Annotated in this window: 21 protein-coding genes; 14 read left to right on the top strand and 7 right to left on the bottom strand. The window is 56.7% G+C overall.

Features of this window, described 5'->3' with window-relative positions; translation table 11 throughout:
* Positions 1-103: 103 nt before the first annotated feature.
* A complete protein-coding gene (carB, locus tag ACRZ91_RS13100) occupies positions 104-3,448 on the bottom strand; it encodes a carbamoyl-phosphate synthase large subunit (RefSeq protein WP_480906034.1) in 3,345 nt (1,114 codons plus the stop codon).
* Between the two features lie 177 nt (positions 3,449-3,625).
* Between carB and ACRZ91_RS13095 the strand changes: the two genes are divergently transcribed.
* The 4 genes from ACRZ91_RS13095 to aspS all read left to right on the top strand — a co-directional run bounded on the left by ACRZ91_RS13095 (position 3,626) and on the right by aspS (position 7,878).
* Entirely contained in the window at positions 3,626-4,753 is a 1,128-nt protein-coding gene (locus ACRZ91_RS13095; protein WP_480906031.1) for an aminodeoxychorismate synthase component I, read from the top strand.
* Positions 4,708-5,355, top strand: coding sequence for an aminotransferase class IV family protein (locus tag ACRZ91_RS13090; RefSeq protein WP_480906028.1), 648 nt, complete (start codon positions 4,708-4,710; stop codon positions 5,353-5,355). The genes ACRZ91_RS13095 and ACRZ91_RS13090 overlap by 46 nt, the downstream gene beginning before the upstream one ends.
* Positions 5,352-6,023 (top strand): CPBP family intramembrane glutamic endopeptidase, encoded by a 672-nt coding sequence (locus tag ACRZ91_RS13085; RefSeq protein WP_480906025.1) that lies wholly within the window; start codon positions 5,352-5,354, stop codon positions 6,021-6,023. The genes ACRZ91_RS13090 and ACRZ91_RS13085 overlap by 4 nt, the downstream gene beginning before the upstream one ends.
* Before the next feature lie 79 nt (positions 6,024-6,102).
* Positions 6,103-7,878, top strand: coding sequence for an aspartate--tRNA ligase (gene aspS / locus ACRZ91_RS13080; RefSeq protein ID WP_480906022.1), 1,776 nt, complete (start codon positions 6,103-6,105; stop codon positions 7,876-7,878).
* Between the two features lie 232 nt (positions 7,879-8,110).
* Here the strand turns inward: aspS and ACRZ91_RS13075 are convergent, their stop codons facing one another.
* Positions 8,111-8,827, bottom strand: a complete 717-nt coding sequence (locus tag ACRZ91_RS13075; RefSeq protein ID WP_480906019.1) for a response regulator — start codon at positions 8,825-8,827, stop codon at positions 8,111-8,113.
* Positions 8,828-8,962: 135 nt separating this feature from the next.
* On the opposite strand from ACRZ91_RS13075, the gene mce reads away from it, so the two are divergent.
* Positions 8,963-9,367: a methylmalonyl-CoA epimerase gene (mce, locus tag ACRZ91_RS13070; protein ID WP_010441821.1), complete on the top strand. Its 405-nt coding sequence runs from the start codon at positions 8,963-8,965 to the stop codon at positions 9,365-9,367.
* A 5-nt stretch (positions 9,368-9,372) separates the two neighbouring features.
* Positions 9,373-9,648: a DUF1467 family protein gene (locus ACRZ91_RS13065; RefSeq protein ID WP_170472854.1), complete on the top strand. Its 276-nt coding sequence runs from the start codon at positions 9,373-9,375 to the stop codon at positions 9,646-9,648.
* 1 nt (position 9,649) lies between these two features.
* Here ACRZ91_RS13065 and ACRZ91_RS13060 read toward each other — a convergent pair whose 3' ends face one another.
* The 3 genes from ACRZ91_RS13060 to ACRZ91_RS13050 form a co-directional block, all read right to left on the bottom strand.
* On the bottom strand, positions 9,650-10,348 hold the full coding sequence (locus tag ACRZ91_RS13060; protein WP_480906014.1) for an EI24 domain-containing protein: 699 nt from the start codon (positions 10,346-10,348) through the stop codon (positions 9,650-9,652).
* The gene (locus ACRZ91_RS13055) at positions 10,345-10,923 is read right to left on the bottom strand and encodes a nitroreductase family protein (protein WP_480906011.1); all 579 of its coding nucleotides are present in this window, start codon (positions 10,921-10,923) and stop codon (positions 10,345-10,347) included. Before ACRZ91_RS13055 ends, ACRZ91_RS13060 begins: the two co-directional genes overlap by 4 nt.
* 137 nt (positions 10,924-11,060) lie before the next feature.
* Complete coding sequence (locus ACRZ91_RS13050) at positions 11,061-11,309, bottom strand: hypothetical protein (protein ID WP_170541244.1); 249 nt, start codon at positions 11,307-11,309, stop codon at positions 11,061-11,063.
* A gap of 120 nt (positions 11,310-11,429) precedes the next feature.
* Here ACRZ91_RS13050 and ACRZ91_RS13045 point away from each other — a divergent pair, with 120 nt between their 5' ends.
* The 5 genes from ACRZ91_RS13045 to ACRZ91_RS13025 all read left to right on the top strand — a co-directional run bounded on the left by ACRZ91_RS13045 (position 11,430) and on the right by ACRZ91_RS13025 (position 13,359).
* Positions 11,430-12,131, top strand: coding sequence for a M48 family metallopeptidase (locus ACRZ91_RS13045; protein ID WP_480906008.1), 702 nt, complete (start codon positions 11,430-11,432; stop codon positions 12,129-12,131).
* Positions 12,131-12,499 (top strand): YigZ family protein, encoded by a 369-nt coding sequence (locus tag ACRZ91_RS13040; protein WP_480906005.1) that lies wholly within the window; start codon positions 12,131-12,133, stop codon positions 12,497-12,499. Before ACRZ91_RS13045 ends, ACRZ91_RS13040 begins: the two co-directional genes overlap by 1 nt.
* Before the next feature lie 67 nt (positions 12,500-12,566).
* The gene (locus tag ACRZ91_RS13035) at positions 12,567-12,818 is read left to right on the top strand and encodes a DUF6455 family protein (protein WP_170472838.1); all 252 of its coding nucleotides are present in this window, start codon (positions 12,567-12,569) and stop codon (positions 12,816-12,818) included.
* A gap of 15 nt (positions 12,819-12,833) precedes the next feature.
* Positions 12,834-13,097: a DUF6455 family protein gene (locus ACRZ91_RS13030; protein ID WP_037321510.1), complete on the top strand. Its 264-nt coding sequence runs from the start codon at positions 12,834-12,836 to the stop codon at positions 13,095-13,097.
* Positions 13,090-13,359: a DUF6455 family protein gene (locus ACRZ91_RS13025; RefSeq protein WP_480906002.1), complete on the top strand. Its 270-nt coding sequence runs from the start codon at positions 13,090-13,092 to the stop codon at positions 13,357-13,359. The genes ACRZ91_RS13030 and ACRZ91_RS13025 overlap by 8 nt, the downstream gene beginning before the upstream one ends.
* Before the next feature lie 3 nt (positions 13,360-13,362).
* Here the strand turns inward: ACRZ91_RS13025 and ACRZ91_RS13020 are convergent, their stop codons facing one another.
* On the bottom strand, positions 13,363-13,605 hold the full coding sequence (locus ACRZ91_RS13020; protein ID WP_480905999.1) for a CDGSH iron-sulfur domain-containing protein: 243 nt from the start codon (positions 13,603-13,605) through the stop codon (positions 13,363-13,365).
* 215 nt (positions 13,606-13,820) lie between these two features.
* Here ACRZ91_RS13020 and ACRZ91_RS13015 point away from each other — a divergent pair, with 215 nt between their 5' ends.
* Entirely contained in the window at positions 13,821-14,009 is a 189-nt protein-coding gene (locus ACRZ91_RS13015) for a hypothetical protein (RefSeq protein ID WP_010441832.1), read from the top strand.
* A 134-nt stretch (positions 14,010-14,143) separates the two neighbouring features.
* Entirely contained in the window at positions 14,144-14,500 is a 357-nt protein-coding gene (locus tag ACRZ91_RS13010; protein WP_319545039.1) for a diacylglycerol kinase, read from the top strand.
* A gap of 12 nt (positions 14,501-14,512) precedes the next feature.
* On the opposite strand, the gene rimO is transcribed toward ACRZ91_RS13010, so the two are convergent.
* The gene (gene rimO, locus ACRZ91_RS13005; protein ID WP_480905995.1) at positions 14,513-15,910 is read right to left on the bottom strand and encodes a 30S ribosomal protein S12 methylthiotransferase RimO; all 1,398 of its coding nucleotides are present in this window, start codon (positions 15,908-15,910) and stop codon (positions 14,513-14,515) included.
* Between the two features lie 93 nt (positions 15,911-16,003).
* Between rimO and ACRZ91_RS13000 the strand changes: the two genes are divergently transcribed.
* Positions 16,004-17,935: an AsmA family protein gene (locus ACRZ91_RS13000; RefSeq protein WP_480905992.1), complete on the top strand. Its 1,932-nt coding sequence runs from the start codon at positions 16,004-16,006 to the stop codon at positions 17,933-17,935.
* Positions 17,936-17,962 lie beyond the last annotated feature (27 nt).

Raw genomic sequence — 17,962 nt, 5'->3', positions numbered from 1 at the left:
TCCCCCTTTGTCATCATCATGTGGAGGCCTGATGCAAAGGGGAAGTAAAAATGAAAGACCCCAGCCTGAGCCGGGGTCAAATCGCAAGAGGTTCTACCAGGATTTAGCCCTGTAGCGACTTCACTTCAACATCCTCTTCGGCCTGCGCCTTTATTGCCAGCGCTGCAGCGTGGCTTGCGGCGGCGGTGGTGTAGTAAGGGATCTTGTCATAGAGCGCGATAGAGCGGATGGCCTTGCTGTCCTCGACCGCTTGCGCGCCTTCGGTTGTATTTATGAGCAGTTGAACCTGACCGTCTTTCAGCATGTCGACGACGTCGGGTCGGCCCTCATAAACCTTGTTGACTACTTCGCAGGCAACGCCTTGTTCTTCAAGCCAGCTTTGCGTGCCGCGTGTTGCGACAAGCGAAAAGCCCTGCTGTGTCAAAACCTGAGCGGCCTCAAGCATTGCATGACCCTTGTCTGCATCCTTGATCGAAATAAACGCACGACCCGAAGATGGCAGCACCATACCCGCCCCCATTTGCGCCTTCAGGAAAGCGCGTGGGAAGTCGCGGTCCCAGCCCATGACCTCTCCGGTTGAACGCATCTCGGGGCCGAGGATCGTATCGACGCCGGGGAAACGGGCAAAGGGCAGTACCGCCTCTTTGACCGAGAACCAGGGCATGTTCGGGTCGGCCAGAGTCATCTGGTCGGCGATCTTGGTGTCGTCTACTGTCTTGTAAGGTGGGCGTTTGGGGAAATCCGCCAGTTTTTCACCTGCCATTACGCGTGCGGCAATCGATGCAATCGCGCTGTCCGTCGCCTTAGCTACAAAGGGCACGGTACGCGAGGCGCGGGGGTTCACTTCGATCAGGTAAATCTCATCATCCTTGATCGCGAACTGGACGTTCATAAGGCCGACGACATTCAGCGCCTTGGCCAGTTTAAACGCCTGTTCTTTGATCTGCTCGATGATCTCGTCGGACAGCGAATAAGGCGGCAGAGAACAAGCCGAGTCGCCCGAGTGGACGCCAGCCTCTTCGATGTGCTGCATGATGCCTGCGACGTGCACGTCGGTGCCATCGCACAGCGCGTCCACATCCAGTTCGACCGCACCGGCCAGATAGCTGTCCAACAGCACGGGGCTGTCGCCCGAGACCACCACGGCCTCGTTGATGTAGCGCCGCAGCTGATCCATATCGCGCACGATTTCCATCGCGCGACCACCCAGAACGTAGGACGGGCGGATCACCAGCGGGAATCCGATCTCTTCGGCAATCTCCAGCGCTTGCTCATCAGTCGAAGCAATGCCGTTCTTCGGCTGTTTCAGGCCCAGATCGTTGACCAACGCCTGGAACCGCTCGCGGTCTTCGGCAAGGTCGATGGCGTCTGGAGTGGTGCCAAGGATCGGAATGCCTTCAGCTTCAAGCGCGTTGGCCAGTTTCAGTGGGGTCTGTCCGCCGAACTGAACGATCACACCGTGCAGCGTGCCGTTTTCCTGTTCTTTCGTCAGGATTTCCATGACGTGCTCAAACGTCAGTGGTTCGAAATACAGCCGGTCCGAGGTGTCGTAGTCGGTCGAAACCGTCTCGGGGTTGCAGTTGACCATGATGGTCTCATACCCCGCCTCTGTCAGCGCGAAACAGGCGTGGCAGCAGCAATAGTCGAATTCGATCCCCTGGCCGATCCGGTTCGGGCCACCACCAAGGATGACGACCTTTTTGCGGTCGCTCGGGCGCGCCTCGCACTCAACCTCACCCATCATGGGGGCCTCGTAGGTCGAGTACATGTAGGGTGTCTGCGCTTCGAACTCAGCGGCGCAGGTGTCGATGCGTTTGAAGACAGCATTCACACCCAGATTGCGGCGGGCGCGGCGAACATTGTCTTCGTCGCGGCCGGTCAGATTGCCGAGGCGCGCATCCGTGAAACCCAGCATTTTCAGCTTGCGGATACCGTCCTCGGTCACCGGCAGGCCGTCTTTACGAACCTGACGCTCGGCTTCGATGATCTCACGGATGCGGGCGAGGAACCACGGGTCGAACTTGGTGACGCCGAAAATCTCATCATCAGTCAGGCCGTGGCGCATGGCTTGGGCAATGGTGCGCAGACGATCAGGTGTTTGCTGGCTGATAGCCTTGATTACGGCAGCTTTGTCGTCGGCTTCTTCCCAAACGCCTACATTCAGGCCGGGGATTTCAATCTCATCAAAGCCGGTCAGGCCGGATTCCATCGAAGCCAGGGCCTTCTGCATTGATTCGTGGATCGTGCGGCCGATCGACATGGCCTCACCCACCGATTTCATCGCGGTGGTCAGGTAGGGCTCAGACCCAGGGAATTTCTCAAAGGCGAATTTCGGGATCTTGGTGACGACATAGTCGATGGTCGGCTCGAACGAGGCCGGTGTGACTTTGGTGATGTCGTTGTCCAATTCGTCCAGCGTATAGCCCACGGCCAGTTTCGCGGCGATCTTTGCAATCGGGAAACCCGTCGCTTTCGATGCCAGCGCGGACGACCGGGAAACGCGGGGGTTCATCTCGATCACGACCATGCGGCCGTCATCCGGGTTAATCGCCCATTGCACGTTCGAGCCGCCCGTTTCGACGCCGATTTCACGCAGCACGGCAATCGAGTGATTGCGCATGATCTGGTATTCTTTGTCGGTAAGCGTCAGGGCAGGGGCCACTGTGATCGAGTCACCAGTGTGCACGCCCATCGGATCGACGTTTTCGATGGAACAGACGATAATGGCGTTGTCGGCGGTGTCGCGCACCACCTCCATCTCATATTCTTTCCAGCCCAGCAGGCTTTCGTCGATCAGGATCTGACCCACGGGCGAGGCATCCATGCCCGAGCGGCAAATATGGATGTAGTCCTCGCGGTTATACGCCACACCACCGCCGGTGCCGCCCAACGTGAAAGCGGGGCGAATGATGGCGGGCAGGCCCACGGTTTCAAGCGTGTCCAGCGCCAGCGCCACGCCCGCGTCGAGGTCCTTCTTGCCGTCCTCATCCTTGGGCGCGGTCACGATTTCGGCCTTGGGGTTTTCGATACCCAGCCGGTCCATTGCTTCGCGGAACAGAGCACGGTCTTCGGCCATTTCAATGGCGTCGCGTTTGGCGCCGATCATCTCGACACTGAACTCGTCCAGCACGCCCATCTCTTCCAGTGCCAACGAAGTATTTAGGCCGGTTTGCCCGCCCATTGTGGGCAGCAGGGCGTCAGGGCGTTCTTTTTCGATGATCTTGGCGACAACTTCGGGTGTGATAGGCTCGATATAAGTGGCATCGGCCAGACCGGGGTCGGTCATGATCGTGGCCGGGTTCGAGTTTACCAGAATGACCCGGTAGCCTTCTTCGCGCAGAGCCTTGCAAGCCTGTGCACCGGAATAGTCAAACTCGCACGCCTGACCGATAACAATGGGCCCCGCCCCGATGATCATGATCGACTGGATGTCGGTTCTTCTCGGCATGGCCTTGTTCCTTCGATTGTCCGCGAGTCAGGGCACCGCCCCAGCGCCCAAATTGTCCTGCGTTATAGGGACCGCGCGAAAAGGTGCAAGAGCTATCGGAAATGGGTTTAAAATTGCCGCTTTCCCCTCTTTCCCTCGGCGCGCTATTCTCTATACCGCGCAGCACGGCAAATGAGGATGCAATTGCGTATTCGTTTCGATCAAGGACCAGCCGGGCGCGGAACTCGTTTCGAGCGTCCAATCCGGATTATCCGCGCGGACAACGCGGAAGAGGTGCCCCAGGCTCTGGCGGCGCTTGATCAGGTGCGCGCGGATGGGGCTTGGCTGGCAGGATACGCAAGTTACGAACTTGGCTATGTGCTGGAACCACGACTCGCGGATCGATTGCCAGCAGGTCGTCGCCTGCCGTTGTTGTGTTTCGGGGTGTTTGATGAACCGGATCGCGTTGGCCTGTCACAAAATACTGGCGGTATCACCGAGTTTGAACCTCGTTGGGACGAGGCGCGCTACACCCAAGCCTTTCGATTGGTGCATGACGCCATCGGTGCTGGGGACATCTATCAGGCTAATCTCACTTTCCCGATAGACCTTGAAGTGACCGGGGGCAGCGCCGCGCTTTACGCTACGCTGGCGGCGGGTCAGCCTGTTGGTCATGGCGCATTGGTCCAGCAGGATGGCTTGCCCGACTTGCTGAGCCGATCTCCTGAACTGTTCTTCCGCACCGATGCCGAAGGTCGGATCGAAACGCGCCCGATGAAGGGCACCCAACCGCGCAGCGAAGACCCGGTCGAAGACGAACGCCGCCGCGTTTTCTTGTCGTCAGACGGAAAGAACCGGGCTGAGAATCTGATGATCGTTGATCTGTTACGCAACGATATCAGCCGGGTGGCTTTGGCCGGGTCGGTAAAAGTGCCCGAGCTGTTCAAGGTCGAGACCTATGCAACCGTGCACCAGATGGTCTCGCTGGTGCAGGCGCAATTGCATGTCGGCGTCGGGTTGTCGGATATTCTGACGGCCCTCTTCCCGTGCGGCTCGATCACCGGGGCACCTAAGATCAGGGCGATGGAAATCCTGTCTGATCTTGAGCCGTGGCCCCGCGATGCCTATTGCGGCACCATTGGCTGGGCAGCACCGGATGGGCGATCTGAATTCAACGTGGCCATCCGCACTCTTATGGTTGAAGACGACAAAGCGACCCTGAACGTCGGCGGTGGGCTGGTCTGGGACAGCACTGCCCCTTCAGAATATGAGGAGGCGCTATGGAAAGCCCGCTTCGCCCACCAACTGAGCCTGATTTCCGTCTGATCGAAACTTTGGCCTACAGGCCGGGTCAGGGGTTTGTTCGCCTCGATCGACATCTGTCCCGCATGGCCCGCACAGCTGAGAAGCTGGGGATTGCGTTTGACCGAACCGCCGCGCGGATGATTCTGGACGCGAGTTCGGGTGAGATTGCATTGCGCTGCCGTTTGACCCTGGACACGGATGGTAAATTTGACCTGACAACCGGAGGACTGGCCGCCAATCCCCCCGTCTGGCGCGTGGATCTGGCCAAACAGAGGCTCTCTTCATCGGATATCTGGCTGCGCCACAAAACGACCCGCAGGGCCGTTTATGACATGGCGCGGGCAGAGCTGCCGCAGGGTGTTGACGAACTGCTGTTTCTCAACGAACGGGAGGAGCTTTGCGAAGGTACAATCACGAACCTGTTCCTGACCATGCCCGATGGAAGACAACTGACGCCTTCTCTGTATTGCGGTTTGCTTCCGGGTATTCTGCGTGAGGAATTACTGGATAATAAACAAGTTACCGAAGCTGTTCTGACCTTGACCGATCTTCAAAACGCACAATCTATCTACTTTGGAAATTCCCTGCGGGGGCTGATCCGGGCGGAGCTTGTAGCACATTGAGCAAAAACACCGAGTGGGTGGATACCCCAGCAACCAACCAACGCCTCAGGATCGAGTTCATACTATTCTATGTCGCCGTCCCGGTCCTGATCGCGACTTTGTTCCCGCCGAGCTGGATGTTTCCTTCTCTCTTTGCGTTTACCGGCCTCGGCATTTTGCTGCTGCAGGATACGACCGGTTTCTCTTGGGCCGAGCTTCGATATGGTTGGCGAAACTGGTCGTGGACGGAAGTCGTTGCATTTGCCCTGTTCATGGCGGCCTTCTGTTCCGCCCTAGTATTGTGGGCACGACCCGATGCAGCCTTTGCTCTGCTGCTGTATCGCCCGGAGATGCTGATATTCATTTGGATCGGCTACCCGTTGTTGTCCGCTCTGCCGCAAGAGCTGCTGTTCCGCTCTCTCTTTTTCCGACGCTACCACGCGATCCTGCCCCAAGGCCCCACGGCCTATCTGCTGAACGCCGGGCTGTTTTCGCTTGCGCACCTGATGTATTGGAGCTGGGTCGTCGCGATCATGACCTTCGCCGGGGGCCTTCTTTTCACCTGGGGCTATCGCAAGCGAGGGTCATTCTTCTACGCTGTTCTTCTGCATGCAATTGCCGGCAATATTATCTTTGCGGCTGGGCTTGGCGTCTATTTCTACTCGGGCAACGTGCAAAGGCCGTTTTGACGGTGCGACCCGCCTTGACTTTCCTAGCCCAAAGGGGTGTATCGGCGCGACGAATTCTGCGCCCGAAGGGATATGATCCATGCACGCCTATCGCAGCCACACCTGCGCCGCTCTGACCGCCGCCAATGTCGGTGAAACCGTCCGCCTGTCTGGCTGGGTGCATCGTGTCCGAGATCACGGCGGCGTGCTGTTTATCGACCTGCGCGACCATTTCGGTGTGACTCAGATTCTGTGCGATGGCGACAGTGCGGCATTTGCTGAGCTTGAGAAGGTGCGGTCCGAATGGTGTATCCGCATCGACGGTACTGTCAAAGCCCGCGACGCTGATCTCGTTAACCCGAAATTGCCAACAGGCGAAATCGAGGTTTACGTGCGCGAGCTGGAAGTTCTGGGCGCTGCCGATGAACTGCCGTTGATGGTGTTCGGCGATCAGGAATACCCCGAGGAAACCCGTCTGCGCTATCGCTACCTCGACCTGCGTCGCGAGGCGATGCAGCAGAACATGACCCTGCGCTCGGATGTTGTTGCATCCATGCGCCGCCGCATGTGGGATCAGGGGTTCCGCGAGTATCAGACACCGATCATTACCGCCTCGTCGCCCGAAGGGGCTCGCGATTTCCTCGTGCCATCGCGTCTGCACCCGGGCAAATTCTACGCGTTGCCGCAGGCGCCGCAGCAGTTCAAACAGCTGATCATGGTGTCGGGTTTCGACAAATATTTCCAGATCGCGCCCTGCTTCCGCGACGAAGACCCGCGCGCTGACCGTTCGCCGACCGATTTTTACCAGCTTGACCTCGAGATGTCGTTTGTCGAGCAGCAGGACGTGTTCGACACCATCCAGCCCGTTCTGACCGGCGTGTTCGAAGAGTTCGGCGGTGGTCGCAAGGTCGATCAGGAGTGGCCGCAAATCTCCTACAAGGACTCGGCCCTGTGGTACGGCACCGACAAGCCCGACCTACGCAATCCTATTAAAATGCAAGTGGTCTCTGACCACTTCCGTGGGTCTGGCTTCGCGATATTCGCGAAGCTGTTGGAGCAGGACGGCACCGAAATCCGCACCATCCCTGCGCCGAGCGGTGGCAGCCGCAAGTTCTGTGACCGTATGAACGCCTTTGCCCAGAAAGAAGGTTTGCCCGGCATGGGTTACATTTTCTGGCGGGATCAGGGCGAAGGTATGGAAGCCGCAGGTCCGCTGGCCAAAAACATCGGCCCCGAACGCACCGAGGCAATCCGTCAGCAATTGGGTCTGGGCGTCGGTGATGCGGCGTTCTTCTTGGGCGGTAAACCGAAGGCCTTTGAAAAGGTCGCTGGCAAAGCGCGGGATGTGATTGGCGAAGAGCTAGGTCTGACTGAAAAAGACCGTTTTGCCTTTGCCTGGATCGTGGACTTCCCGATCTACGAGCAGGATGAAGAAACCGGCGCGATTGATTTCGAACACAACCCGTTCTCGATGCCGCAGGGCGGAATGGAAGCTTTGCAGGGCGACCCTCTGGGCGTACGTGGGTATCAGTATGATCTGGCTTGCAACGGCTACGAGTTGGTGTCGGGTGCGATCCGGAACCACAAGCCCGAGATCATGTTGAAGGCCTTTGAACTAGCAGGTTACGGCGAAGACGAAGTCAAATCCCGCTTTGGCGCATTGTTCAACGCATTCCACTACGGCGCGCCGCCGCACGGTGGCTGCGCCGCTGGTATCGACCGGATCGTGATGCTGTTGGCGGATGAGGCTAACATCCGCGAGGTGATGATGTTCCCGATGAACCAGCGCGCCGAAGACCTGATGATGGATGCACCCTCTGATCCGACATCGGATCAGCTGATGGAGTTGGGTCTAAGGATCATTCCACAGGACTAAAGCCAACCGCTCGCCTTGAGCGGGCAGCTTTTGTCTTGCTGGTGGCAAAGACCCAAACACGCAGCGATGATTGCGAGATTGGTCGCGTATTGTAGAAGTACCTGCCACGGTTCAGTCAAACGGGCTCCCATGGTTTCGCCGCTTGCGGCGGATGGTTTTAGCGGTAAATCGTGTCCGGCGATAGAACCATACACTCAGGATCGAGGCCGTTAAGAAGTAGGCAGTCAGCACGTCAGATTGCCTCCTGTCGTTCCAGGCGGTCTTGCACAAGGCCTGCGACTCTTGCCGTCTGTGCTGTCATCGGGGCACCTTTGGATTGCGACCGGGTAAGCTCATGCACCGCCTCCGCAAGCGTTGTGTCATTCGCATCTCGCGCAACGCTTTGCAGAAACTGCGTGGCATAGTTTAGCGTGCGTTGGTCCGTCGGCCCGGTGAGCACATCGGCGATATGGGCCATGTCGTCCTGATACGCCAACGGGTCCGGGTGAATGATTTCGTCTTTGACCGTGCCGAGGTCACTGGGGCGCCGGTCTTCCGGCAAAAGCTCAAGAATAGTTTTCTGGAAATAAGCAACCGATTTGAGGGGTTTGGCCAGAAAGCCATCCGCCCCTGCACTCAGGGCAAGTGATTGGGCGTTGTCATCGCCGGACAACCCCAGAATGACGCCGATTCGGGGAACTGCATGGGTCAACTCGGCAATCAGATCTGCGCCCGAACCATCGGGAAGACCCATATCAACAATCAGGACCGAAGGTCGGTAGATCTGCAAATGCCGCCGCGCCGATTTCAGGCAATCCGCCCGCCGAATACGCGCTCCGCTGTGCAAGCACATCAAGCGTATCGCGTCGCAAGCATAGCGGCTGTCTTCGACCACTAGGATGGTTTGGCCCAGTAGTGGCCGAATCTTGGTTGGCAACGCCGGAGAAGCGAAAGGTTCCGAATCGTCCATGGCAGAACTCCTGATTAGCAGATATCTCACGCTAGGAACTTCTGGCTAATACAGGGTTAACGCGCGTTTTGGCGCACTTGCCCTTTAGCCGGACAACCCCCATAACCGCCGCAGCGCAGAATGAAGGAGAGTCCCATGATCGGTCGCCTGAACCACGTTGCCATCGCTGTTCCCGACCTCGAGGCTGCCTCGGCCCAGTATCGCAATGCGCTGGGTGCCAAGGTCGGCGCACCTCAAGATGAACCAGATCATGGGGTCACCGTGGTGTTCATCGAATTGCCCAACACCAAGATTGAACTCTTGTATCCATTGGGTGAGAACAGCCCTATCAATGGGTTTTTGGAAAAGAACCCTTCAGGTGGTATCCATCATGTCTGCTACGAGGTCGAAGACATTATCGCGGCCCGCGATCATCTGAAAGAGACAGGGGCGCGGGTTTTAGGCTCGGGTGAGCCCAAAATCGGTGCGCACGGCAAACCAGTTCTTTTCCTGCATCCAAAAGACTTCAACGGCTGCCTGGTCGAGCTGGAACAGGTTTAACGCCTATGACCATCACTGCAGCTTTTGTTCTATTCGCAGTTATCTGGTTTATGACCCTGCTTGTGGTCCTGCCGATTCGCATCAAAACACAGGGTGATCTGGGCGATATTGTTCCGGGAACCCATGCCGGTGCGCCAGAAGTTCATCACATGAAGAAGAAGCTGTGGATCACGACCGGGATTTCAGTGGTTCTGTGGGCGATCATTGCAGGCATCATCATATCGGGACTGATCAGCGTAAGGGATTTTGATTGGCTGAACCAACTGGAACCACGCGGCTAAATTAGCGTCGGTCATCCGACAAGCCGTGGTAGATATGGGTGAAGGTTGCGGCACCAAGTATCGGGATCAGCAGATTGACCAGCGGAACCGAGAGCGGAACTGCCATAAGGACGCCCGCGACCCAAATCGTTGATGCATGTTTTGCCCGCAGTTTCCGTGCACCTTCGCGCCCCAGTCGACGCATGGCGGCCAACGTGAAATACTCTCGCCCCAATAGAAACCCGTTCATGCCCCAGAAAATGAACAACGCAAATGGGGTGAAGAATGCATAGAGGATCAGCGCCAGCAGGTTGGCGACGATCAAAACCCCCAAAAAGCTGAGCGTATCCCGCAGGGCGTCGCCGAATGGGATGCGAGTGGCAGGGGGTAGAGTGGGATAGTGCTTGTCCTCAACCGCCTGCGCGACCTCATCCAGAAACATCGAGGTAATGGCCGAGGCGACGGGGACCATCAGGAATACCGATAACACCATCATCAACAAGAACGAGGAGACACTGAGCAGATCGTTCAGCCATGTCACCTCACCCAATATCGGCAGGGTGGCCTGATCGCCGACCAGTGCGTTTATCAGCCACAAAAAGCCGGCATAGGCAGCCACCAACAGCGCGAAGGTCAGGCCAACACCCAACAGAAGAACCTTGCGAAATCTTGGGTCGCCGATCTGACCCAGAGCCTGCAGAAATGACTGAACGATGATCATTCTGAGACCCATTGCGTCAGTGTAGTTACATCCGGGCGTGGCCGCTCAGGTGGGGCAGTCCCTTCAGTCGCAATGTGGATGAAGCCTGCTATTTTCTCATTTTTGGACAACGCCAGTCCTTGCTCGCAAAAGCTGCGGTTATGGGACTGCCAGCCTGAAAGCCAGTTCGCGCCCCAACCGGCAGCCAATGCCGCGTTCAACAATGCCAGACAAACGGCGCCTGCCGAATAGGTCTGTTCAATTGCCGGGATCTTTTCGGAAGGTTTCTGCACTTCGATGACAGCTACGGCCAGATGGCCCATGTCGAACTGGCTGCGTGCCTTAGCGATATCTTCGGCGCTTTTGCCCATGGCCAGACCGCAGGTTTCGGTCAGCGCCGCAAGACGTTGCATGGCCCCATGTTCGATGACGACAAAGCGCCAGGGCTCAAGCTTTCCGTGGTCGGGGCTGCGCGCGGCAGCGATGAGCAAAGGCATCAACTCTTCCCGCGTCGGGGCTGGTGCCAAAAGCGTCTTAGCTGGGCGCGATCGGCGCACCTGCAGAAAATCCAACGCAGCTTGGTTTTTCAGGGACATATGTTAACTTCCTTCACATGGGCAGTGCTTATGTCGGAGGCATGCCATCTTCTTTCAAGGGCAAATTGCCCCCTAAAAGGTGACTAATTCAATCGGAAAGGCAGCCTGAGATCAGATAAAGAGACGGAAGGGAACCGCTATTTAATGAAATCGTCGCTCTCACGAATCTGATAGACGCCTTCGGGCAAATCCAAAGCCGCCGCCAGATCGCGTACCTGCTCAGGTGACAGGGTGATTTTTTGTATCTGATCAGTTCGGGGGTCCAACTGCTCAAGCGTGACGCACTCGGCAAAGTTGTTGATGACGACGTCCTCTTGCAATGGTTTGGCACCTTCGTCCACCAGAGTAATGACCGTCGAGTCGAATTCGTGTTCAATTGAAAACATATCGGCACAGTGCCTAGCCAGAGATCGCAATGCAACCCGTTGCAGCGGCATTCGGCAGTAGCCCAGGCAAGTTGGGCGCGTTATGCTTGTCTGCCGACAGGTTGACTGAAAGGAATAGGAATGCGCGGTTTTGCCTTTTCGCTGGTTTTGCTGTTGGCGGCTTGCGGCTCTTCGTCCGTAATCGCGATTCCGGCAGCGGAATGGCAACCTTCATCACCGGCTCTTCGCGAGAAGGCACGGGAATTCGAGCAGGTCAGCCGCGCGGTTGCAGCGTCGGCTGAAAAGGAATGCCGCCGCCAGGCTCGTTCTGCCAATTGTGATTTTGCCATACTGGTTGATCTGTCATCAAAAGCGCCAGCAAATGCATTCCAGACGCTGGACGAGGACGGGCGACCGTTGATCATATTCACGCGGCCGATGATTGATTCAACAGAGAATGCGGAAGAGATGGCCTTTGTCATGGGGCATGAAGCCGCCCATCACATTCTGGGTCACATCGCCCAGCAAACGAAAAATGCCAAGGAGAGCGCGCGCATTTTTGGCGAACTCGCCCGCAAGCAAGGTGCAGATGATGCGGGAATTGAGCGTGCACAGGCTTTGGGTGCCGAGGTCGGGGTGCAGAACTATACGCGCGTGTTCGAGCTTGAGGCGGATCGTTTGGGGACAAAAATCACCCATGCGGCAGGATATGATCCAATGGTTGGAATGGTCTTTTTCCAGCGAATTCCAGATCCGGGTGACCGCTTCTTGGCGACACACCCGCCAAATGCTGAACGGGTCGAGGCGGTTCTGCAAACGGCCCGCCAGTTGGGATTGCGATAATGATTCAGCTAGACCGATTGGGCGTGGTGCTCAGCGATCGCGGGTCGAAATATGCAGTTACCGGTGCAAAGGTTACCAGCCGTTCCGACGTGGATGCAGCGCTAGCAGAGCTTAAATCCGACAAGGCTTATGCCAAGGCAACGCACAACACCTGGGCCGCGATGTTGCCAACCGGAGCGCTTAAGGCCGACGACGGAGAATCCGGTGCCGCGATGGTCATTTTGCGGATGATGGAGCGCGCGGATCTTTCGGATCACGTCATAATCGTGACGCGTTGGTATGGCGGCAAGAAACTGGGTGGAGACAGGTTCCGCCGGGTACAAGATGCCACCCGAGTGTATCTGGACCAGTTAGAAGCCGGGCATTGACCTGAGTCAAAGGCATCGTTTGATGCATGGGCTACCTTTTCTTCAGCGAGCAAAGAAAGGGAAACGCATGTCTGACCGAGCAACACTGCGATATCACGCAGGTCTGATGGATGAGATGGCTACAACGCTCGGGGTTGATCTGCAGGAGGCCGCGATTGACGGTGCCTTGCGATTTGATGAAATCTCGGACGCAGTACTGCGCTGTGCCCAATGCCCAAATCCGGGGCATTGCGCGGCCCTTTTGGACCAGGGCACCGACTTGGGCAGTGCACCGGAATACTGCCGTAACCAGGAATTGTTGAACAGGCTAGCGCCATAAAGGAGGAGCATGTTCATGCCGCAACTTGGGCGGATTATGCCGCATTTCCATCTAGTTCAGAGAATGGCGCGGGCAATTGGCGCAGATGTTGTGGCAGCACATCGGAATGGGCGTCTGGAGCAGCAAGACTGGGCTCAGATGATCCACGCATGCCGTGGTTGCGAATGGGCGCACGCCTGTACTGACTGGTTGCATAAGAACGAAAATGTAGAGAAGGCACCAGTCGCCTGCCCAAATCGGGCAATGTTTGCGGCCATTAAGGTAGGAAGCAATGGTTGAGTACGATCCTCGAACCCGACTGGGTGAGATCGAAAAACACTTTTGGCTGACACGATCGGTGGCGCGTTGCATGGGGATATCCCTGACCGAAGGAATGGCCGAGGGAAGGATCACGCCTCAAGAATACGCCCTGATGGTGACCCGTTGCCGTAGTGCTGGATGCAGCGAGCAATGCCAGTTTTGGCTTGCTGATCAGCAGAAAAAAGCATCTGCCGCACCGCGATTTTGCGCCAATGCCAGTGCTCTGAACGATCTGGCCTGACCGTCAGAGCTTATTGTGCGTCCCGTCGCATAACGGCGGATTGGCGCAGCGCTTACAGCCACAAAAGAACACCTTCTTGCTGGCCTCAGCCGTGTATTTTACTGGTTCGAACGACGTGTCTTTGTGCGAACCGTCGCAAAATGGTTGCCGCTTGGACTTGCCACAGGCACACCAGAAATAGGTTTTTCCTTCGGTCACTTCGACCGGATAGGGCGATTTCTGGGCGATGATCGGGGCGTCTGACATGTGGCTACTCCGTCTTTAGCTAACGTCGAAGTCAGAGTTTAGGGTTCTTTGTCAAAAAAGGTAGTCTGCGAATGAAAACCCGCCTTCCAGCGTGGATTCGCCTTAATTCACGAAAGCGTTATCGATTCGGTTGCCATATGAAATTCTTGGTCCTATTCTGATACCGGCCCCGAAAAACTGGGCAATATCAGAAAAGTAATAGAGGATTGATGGACATGAAACTGAAATTTGCTGCTATCTGCGCCACGGCCGTTGTACTGACTGCGTGTTCGCAGCAAGAGGAACCGACCCCGGTCTATATCCAACCCGACTATGACAAGTATGGCACGCCCAGCTGTTCGGCAGGCTACGAACTGGCCACGACCGAGGCGGGTCAGACCGTGTGTAATCCGGTCACGCAATAAGCGTTTCGCAGGCGGTCCATATATTCGGACCGCCTGCACATTCAAGCCGCTGCCGCCGCCGAAAGGCGGTTTTTTCTTGCCTTTCTGCCGCAGGTCGCGAACGTCGGTTCAGGTGGAATTGATCGGAAAGGCCTATGCGAAAATTATTTGATCACCTGAAAGATCGCACTCGCTGGAGTTGGCAGGGCCTATCAGCTACTTGGCGCGAAGAATATTCGTTTCGGGCCTGGGGCTGGGCAAATCTTGTTTCAGGCGCTTTGGCATTCCTGCTTCCGCTCGATTCCGCTGAAAAAGCGTTGATCCTTGCGCTAGGGATACTGGTATTGGTGGCTGAACTGTTCAATACAGCCATCGAACGAACAGTCGATCATACCTCGACCGACCACCATGTGCTGGCGGGGCAGGCCAAGGACGCGGCAAGTGCAGCAGTGGCACTTACTGCTGTTGCCGCTGGTGTTGCTTGGGTCGTGATTCTGTTTGGGCTGTTGTAGTCCGGGTCCCGGTCACACCGACGAACACAAACGTCCCCAAAGATCGTATTCTCCGGCCTCGTCAACCTCGACAGTGACGATATCGCCCGGATTCAGGTTTTCGAAGCCCTCATCAATAAACAGATTTCCGTCGATCTCGGGCGCGTCGGACTTGGTGCGGCAGGTCGCGGCTTCATCATCGATGTCATCTACAATGACCTTGATCGTTTGCCCGACTTTGGCCATCAGCTTAGCCTCGGAAACGGCTTGCGCCTTCTCCATGAAGCGCTCCCACCGATCTTGTTTCACGTCAGCTGGAACATGATCTGGCAGGTCGTTTGAACGGGCACCATCTACATTTTCGTATTGGAAGCAACCGACACGATCCAATTGCGCTTCGTCCATCCAGTCGAGCAATGTTTGGAATTCGTCTTCGGTTTCTCCAGGATATCCGACAATGAATGTCGAACGCAGAGTGATATCGGGGCAGGTCTTGCGCCATGCCGAGATCTCTTCCAGAGTTTTTGCCCCTGCGGCCGGTCGGGCCATGCGCTTTAACACGTCCGGGTGCGCGTGCTGGAACGGAATGTCTAGATAGGGCAGTACGTTACAGCCCGCTTCCGCCATAAGCGGAATCAGATCGCGCACATGGGGGTAGGGGTAGACATAATGCAACCGCACCCAAGCATCGAATTGGCCCAGCTCACGCGCCAGATCGGTGATATGGCTGCGCACCTCGCGATCTTTCCACGGATTCAGATCATATTTGCGATCCAAGCCATAGGCCGAGGTATCCTGCGAGATCACCAGCAACTCGCGCACGCCATTGTCGACCAGCTTCTCTGCCTCGCGCAGCACTGCATGCGCCGGGCGGCTGGCCAGCTTTCCGCGCATGTCCGGGATGATGCAAAACTTGCACTTATGATTACAACCCTCGGAAATCTTGAGGTAACTGTAGTGGCGCGGCGTCAGCTTCACGCCCGAAGCCGGAAGCAGATCGACATAGGGGTTTGGATCCGGGGGAACCGCGGCATGAACCGCATCCAGTACCTGTTCGTATTGATGCGGTCCGGTCACCGCCAGAATACGTGGATGATGCTCGCGGATATAATCGGGTTCGGCCCCCAGACAGCCCGTCACGATGACTTTGCCATTTTCGACCAGCGCCTCGCCGATGGCATCCAGAGACTCGGCCTTAGCGCTATCTAAGAAACCGCAGGTGTTCACAATTACGGCATCGGCTCCGGCATAGTCCGGCGAGATACCGTAACCTTCGGCACGCAAACGGGTCAGAATACGTTCGCTATCAACCAGCGCTTTAGGACAGCCCAGCGACACCATTCCAAGTGTTGGCTGACCGCGGCGTGGTGTCTCGGCGATGCGGGCCTCGGGGGCCAGATCGGGGCGGAGGTTCGGTGGGTTCGTGCTCATGGCCGGGCATATAGAGGGGAATGCTTCCCCTTGCAAACCCTGCCCACACAGGGCTGACTTGTACCAGAGCAGATAAGCCGGAAAGGCAAACTCATGAAGTGGCTCATTCGTATTCTCTTTCTTGTGGTTGCGGCCTTCGGGCTGGTGATTGGTGCCTTGCTGCTGATGCCAGGAGACAAACTTGCCACGATCCTGGCTGAGCAAGTCAAGGCACAAACTGGTCGCGAATTAAAACTGTCTGGGGATGTCAAACTATCCTTCTGGCCCGTTTTGGGCATGGAAACCGGTCGCGTAACCTTTGGCAATGCGCCCTGGGCCGGGTCCGAGCCGATGCTGAGCGCTCAAAGTCTGGCTGTAGGGGTCGATGCCTCGGCGCTGCTGTCGGGTGATATCCGGATCAAGAGAGTGCTAGCCGATCATCCAACACTGCGTTTGGAACGTTCGGATGGGCGCGGGAATTGGGAGTTGCACCAACCCGGAAATTCATCTGACACCGGTGCGTCGGCGCAAGCGGTTGAAAGTCGGCCGGTGACTCTGGAACAGTTGGAACTGCAGAACGCGCGGTTGATCTACATTGAGAATGGCGCGGTCAGCATGGAGTTCGCCGATGTTGATCTTTCTGCCCGTTGGCCCGACGTGACTGCCCCGATGGAAATGCAGGCCAGCATGCCCGTGCCCGGAGGCAACGTTAAGGTTAACCTGAACATTCCTGACCTGCCTGCGTTCTCGAGCGGGGTGGTGACCCCGTTGGAACTAAGTCTGACTGCACCCGGTGGAGGGATTCAGTTTTCCGGCCGGGTGAATCTGGCCGGAGAAATGGACGGCAAGACTACTGTCACCGCAAAAAATACACACAAGATGTTGGCTGCATTTGGTCAGGGAGGTGTCACCGTTCCCGAAGGCTTGGGCCGGGTTGCGAATGTATCCGGGCAGATGACCTATACCCGAGACGGGCGGATTTCACTGCGGAAAATGGTTGCTGTCCTCGACAATAATCGGCTTGAGGGTGAAGCGGATATTCAGATCTCTGATCCGCCAAAAATCACGGCGCGCCTGAACGCGGGCGACCTCGATTTGTCCAATGCAAGTGGGGATGATGGCACATCAAGCAGTGGTTCCGAGGCTGACGGTTGGTCCAAAGCCACAATAGATGCGTCATCGTTGGCACTCGCAAACGGGACGATCCGACTGCAAGCGAATTCGATTTCGGTGCCAGGCATGCGCTTTGGCAAAAGTGATCTGACGCTCAGCCTTGATCGTTCGAGGGCTGTGTTGAAAATGCATCCCGCGTCGCTTTTTTCAGGGCATCTGAATGGCCAGCTGGTTGCCAACAATCGCAATGGTCTGTCGGTCGGTGGAAATCTGAAGGCCGATAATATCGATATCAATGAAGCCCTTGTAACGCTTGGGGATATCAAGCGCCTGTCGGGAACCGGGTCAGGGCATCTAGAGTTTCTGGGTGTGGGGCAGAGTGAAGATCAGATCATGCGGTCGCTGAGAGGCAAAGGGAATATTGAAGTCGGGAAAGGGGTCATTTCCGGGGTGGATCTGGACCGCCTTATGGGGCGCGGAGGGGGTTCAGGCGGCACAACGGTTTTCAATAGCCTCACAGCCAGCTTCACGATGAAAGATGGTGATCTGAACAACGACGACTTATTGATGAAACTGGATAATTTTCGGGCGGATGGCACGGGCCGAATTGGTCTTGGTGCTCGCGATATCGACTATCTGTTTACGCCGGTGGCTCTACGCGCCAATGCAGGCGAGGGGATATCGGTACCCGTTCGAATCGTGGGGCCATGGAGTGACCCGTCGATCAAGCCGGACCTCACCAAAGTCATTGAGGCCGCAGCAGAGGGCAAAGTCAAAGCACTGGAAGATGACGCCAAGCAAAAGGTATTTGAAAAGGTCGGGAAGGAACTTGATACCACAGTAACGGACACCGGTCAGATCGAGGATGCCCTTAAAGACAAGCTGGAGGACGAGGCCAAGAAAAGCCTTCTCAAACTGCTGGGCGGGGATTGATTGCGCCGATCAAGGGCGCTGAAACCA

The organism is Ruegeria sp. O11 (assembly GCF_056535285.1).
Note: the sequence above shows the minus strand (reverse complement) of the source record. Positions and strands in the feature narration are given on the sequence as shown.

Excerpts from the sequence above, each read along its gene's own strand:
- carB (WP_480906034.1), bottom strand. The coding sequence starts at position 3,448 with ATGCCGAGAAGAACCGACATCCAGTCGATCATGATCATCGGGGCGGGG.
- rimO (WP_480905995.1), bottom strand. The coding sequence starts at position 15,910 with ATGAGCACGAACCCACCGAACCTCCGCCCCGATCTGGCCCCCGAGGCC.
- ACRZ91_RS13060 (WP_480906014.1), bottom strand. The coding sequence starts at position 10,348 with ATGATCATCGTTCAGTCATTTCTGCAGGCTCTGGGTCAGATCGGCGAC.
- ACRZ91_RS13035 (WP_170472838.1), top strand. The coding sequence starts at position 12,567 with ATGTCTGACCGAGCAACACTGCGATATCACGCAGGTCTGATGGATGAG.
- ACRZ91_RS13015 (WP_010441832.1), top strand. The coding sequence starts at position 13,821 with ATGAAACTGAAATTTGCTGCTATCTGCGCCACGGCCGTTGTACTGACT.
- aspS (WP_480906022.1), top strand. The coding sequence starts at position 6,103 with ATGCACGCCTATCGCAGCCACACCTGCGCCGCTCTGACCGCCGCCAAT.
- ACRZ91_RS13040 (WP_480906005.1), top strand. The coding sequence starts at position 12,131 with ATGATTCAGCTAGACCGATTGGGCGTGGTGCTCAGCGATCGCGGGTCG.
- ACRZ91_RS13010 (WP_319545039.1), top strand. The coding sequence starts at position 14,144 with ATGCGAAAATTATTTGATCACCTGAAAGATCGCACTCGCTGGAGTTGG.
- ACRZ91_RS13065 (WP_170472854.1), top strand. The coding sequence starts at position 9,373 with ATGACCATCACTGCAGCTTTTGTTCTATTCGCAGTTATCTGGTTTATG.
- ACRZ91_RS13030 (WP_037321510.1), top strand. The coding sequence starts at position 12,834 with ATGCCGCAACTTGGGCGGATTATGCCGCATTTCCATCTAGTTCAGAGA.
- ACRZ91_RS13025 (WP_480906002.1), top strand. The coding sequence starts at position 13,090 with ATGGTTGAGTACGATCCTCGAACCCGACTGGGTGAGATCGAAAAACAC.
- ACRZ91_RS13000 (WP_480905992.1), top strand. The coding sequence starts at position 16,004 with ATGAAGTGGCTCATTCGTATTCTCTTTCTTGTGGTTGCGGCCTTCGGG.
- ACRZ91_RS13075 (WP_480906019.1), bottom strand. The coding sequence starts at position 8,827 with ATGGACGATTCGGAACCTTTCGCTTCTCCGGCGTTGCCAACCAAGATT.
- ACRZ91_RS13090 (WP_480906028.1), top strand. The coding sequence starts at position 4,708 with ATGGAAAGCCCGCTTCGCCCACCAACTGAGCCTGATTTCCGTCTGATC.
- ACRZ91_RS13045 (WP_480906008.1), top strand. The coding sequence starts at position 11,430 with ATGCGCGGTTTTGCCTTTTCGCTGGTTTTGCTGTTGGCGGCTTGCGGC.
- ACRZ91_RS13050 (WP_170541244.1), bottom strand. The coding sequence starts at position 11,309 with ATGTTTTCAATTGAACACGAATTCGACTCGACGGTCATTACTCTGGTG.
- mce (WP_010441821.1), top strand. The coding sequence starts at position 8,963 with ATGATCGGTCGCCTGAACCACGTTGCCATCGCTGTTCCCGACCTCGAG.
- ACRZ91_RS13055 (WP_480906011.1), bottom strand. The coding sequence starts at position 10,923 with ATGTCCCTGAAAAACCAAGCTGCGTTGGATTTTCTGCAGGTGCGCCGA.
- ACRZ91_RS13020 (WP_480905999.1), bottom strand. The coding sequence starts at position 13,605 with ATGTCAGACGCCCCGATCATCGCCCAGAAATCGCCCTATCCGGTCGAA.
- ACRZ91_RS13095 (WP_480906031.1), top strand. The coding sequence starts at position 3,626 with ATGCAATTGCGTATTCGTTTCGATCAAGGACCAGCCGGGCGCGGAACT.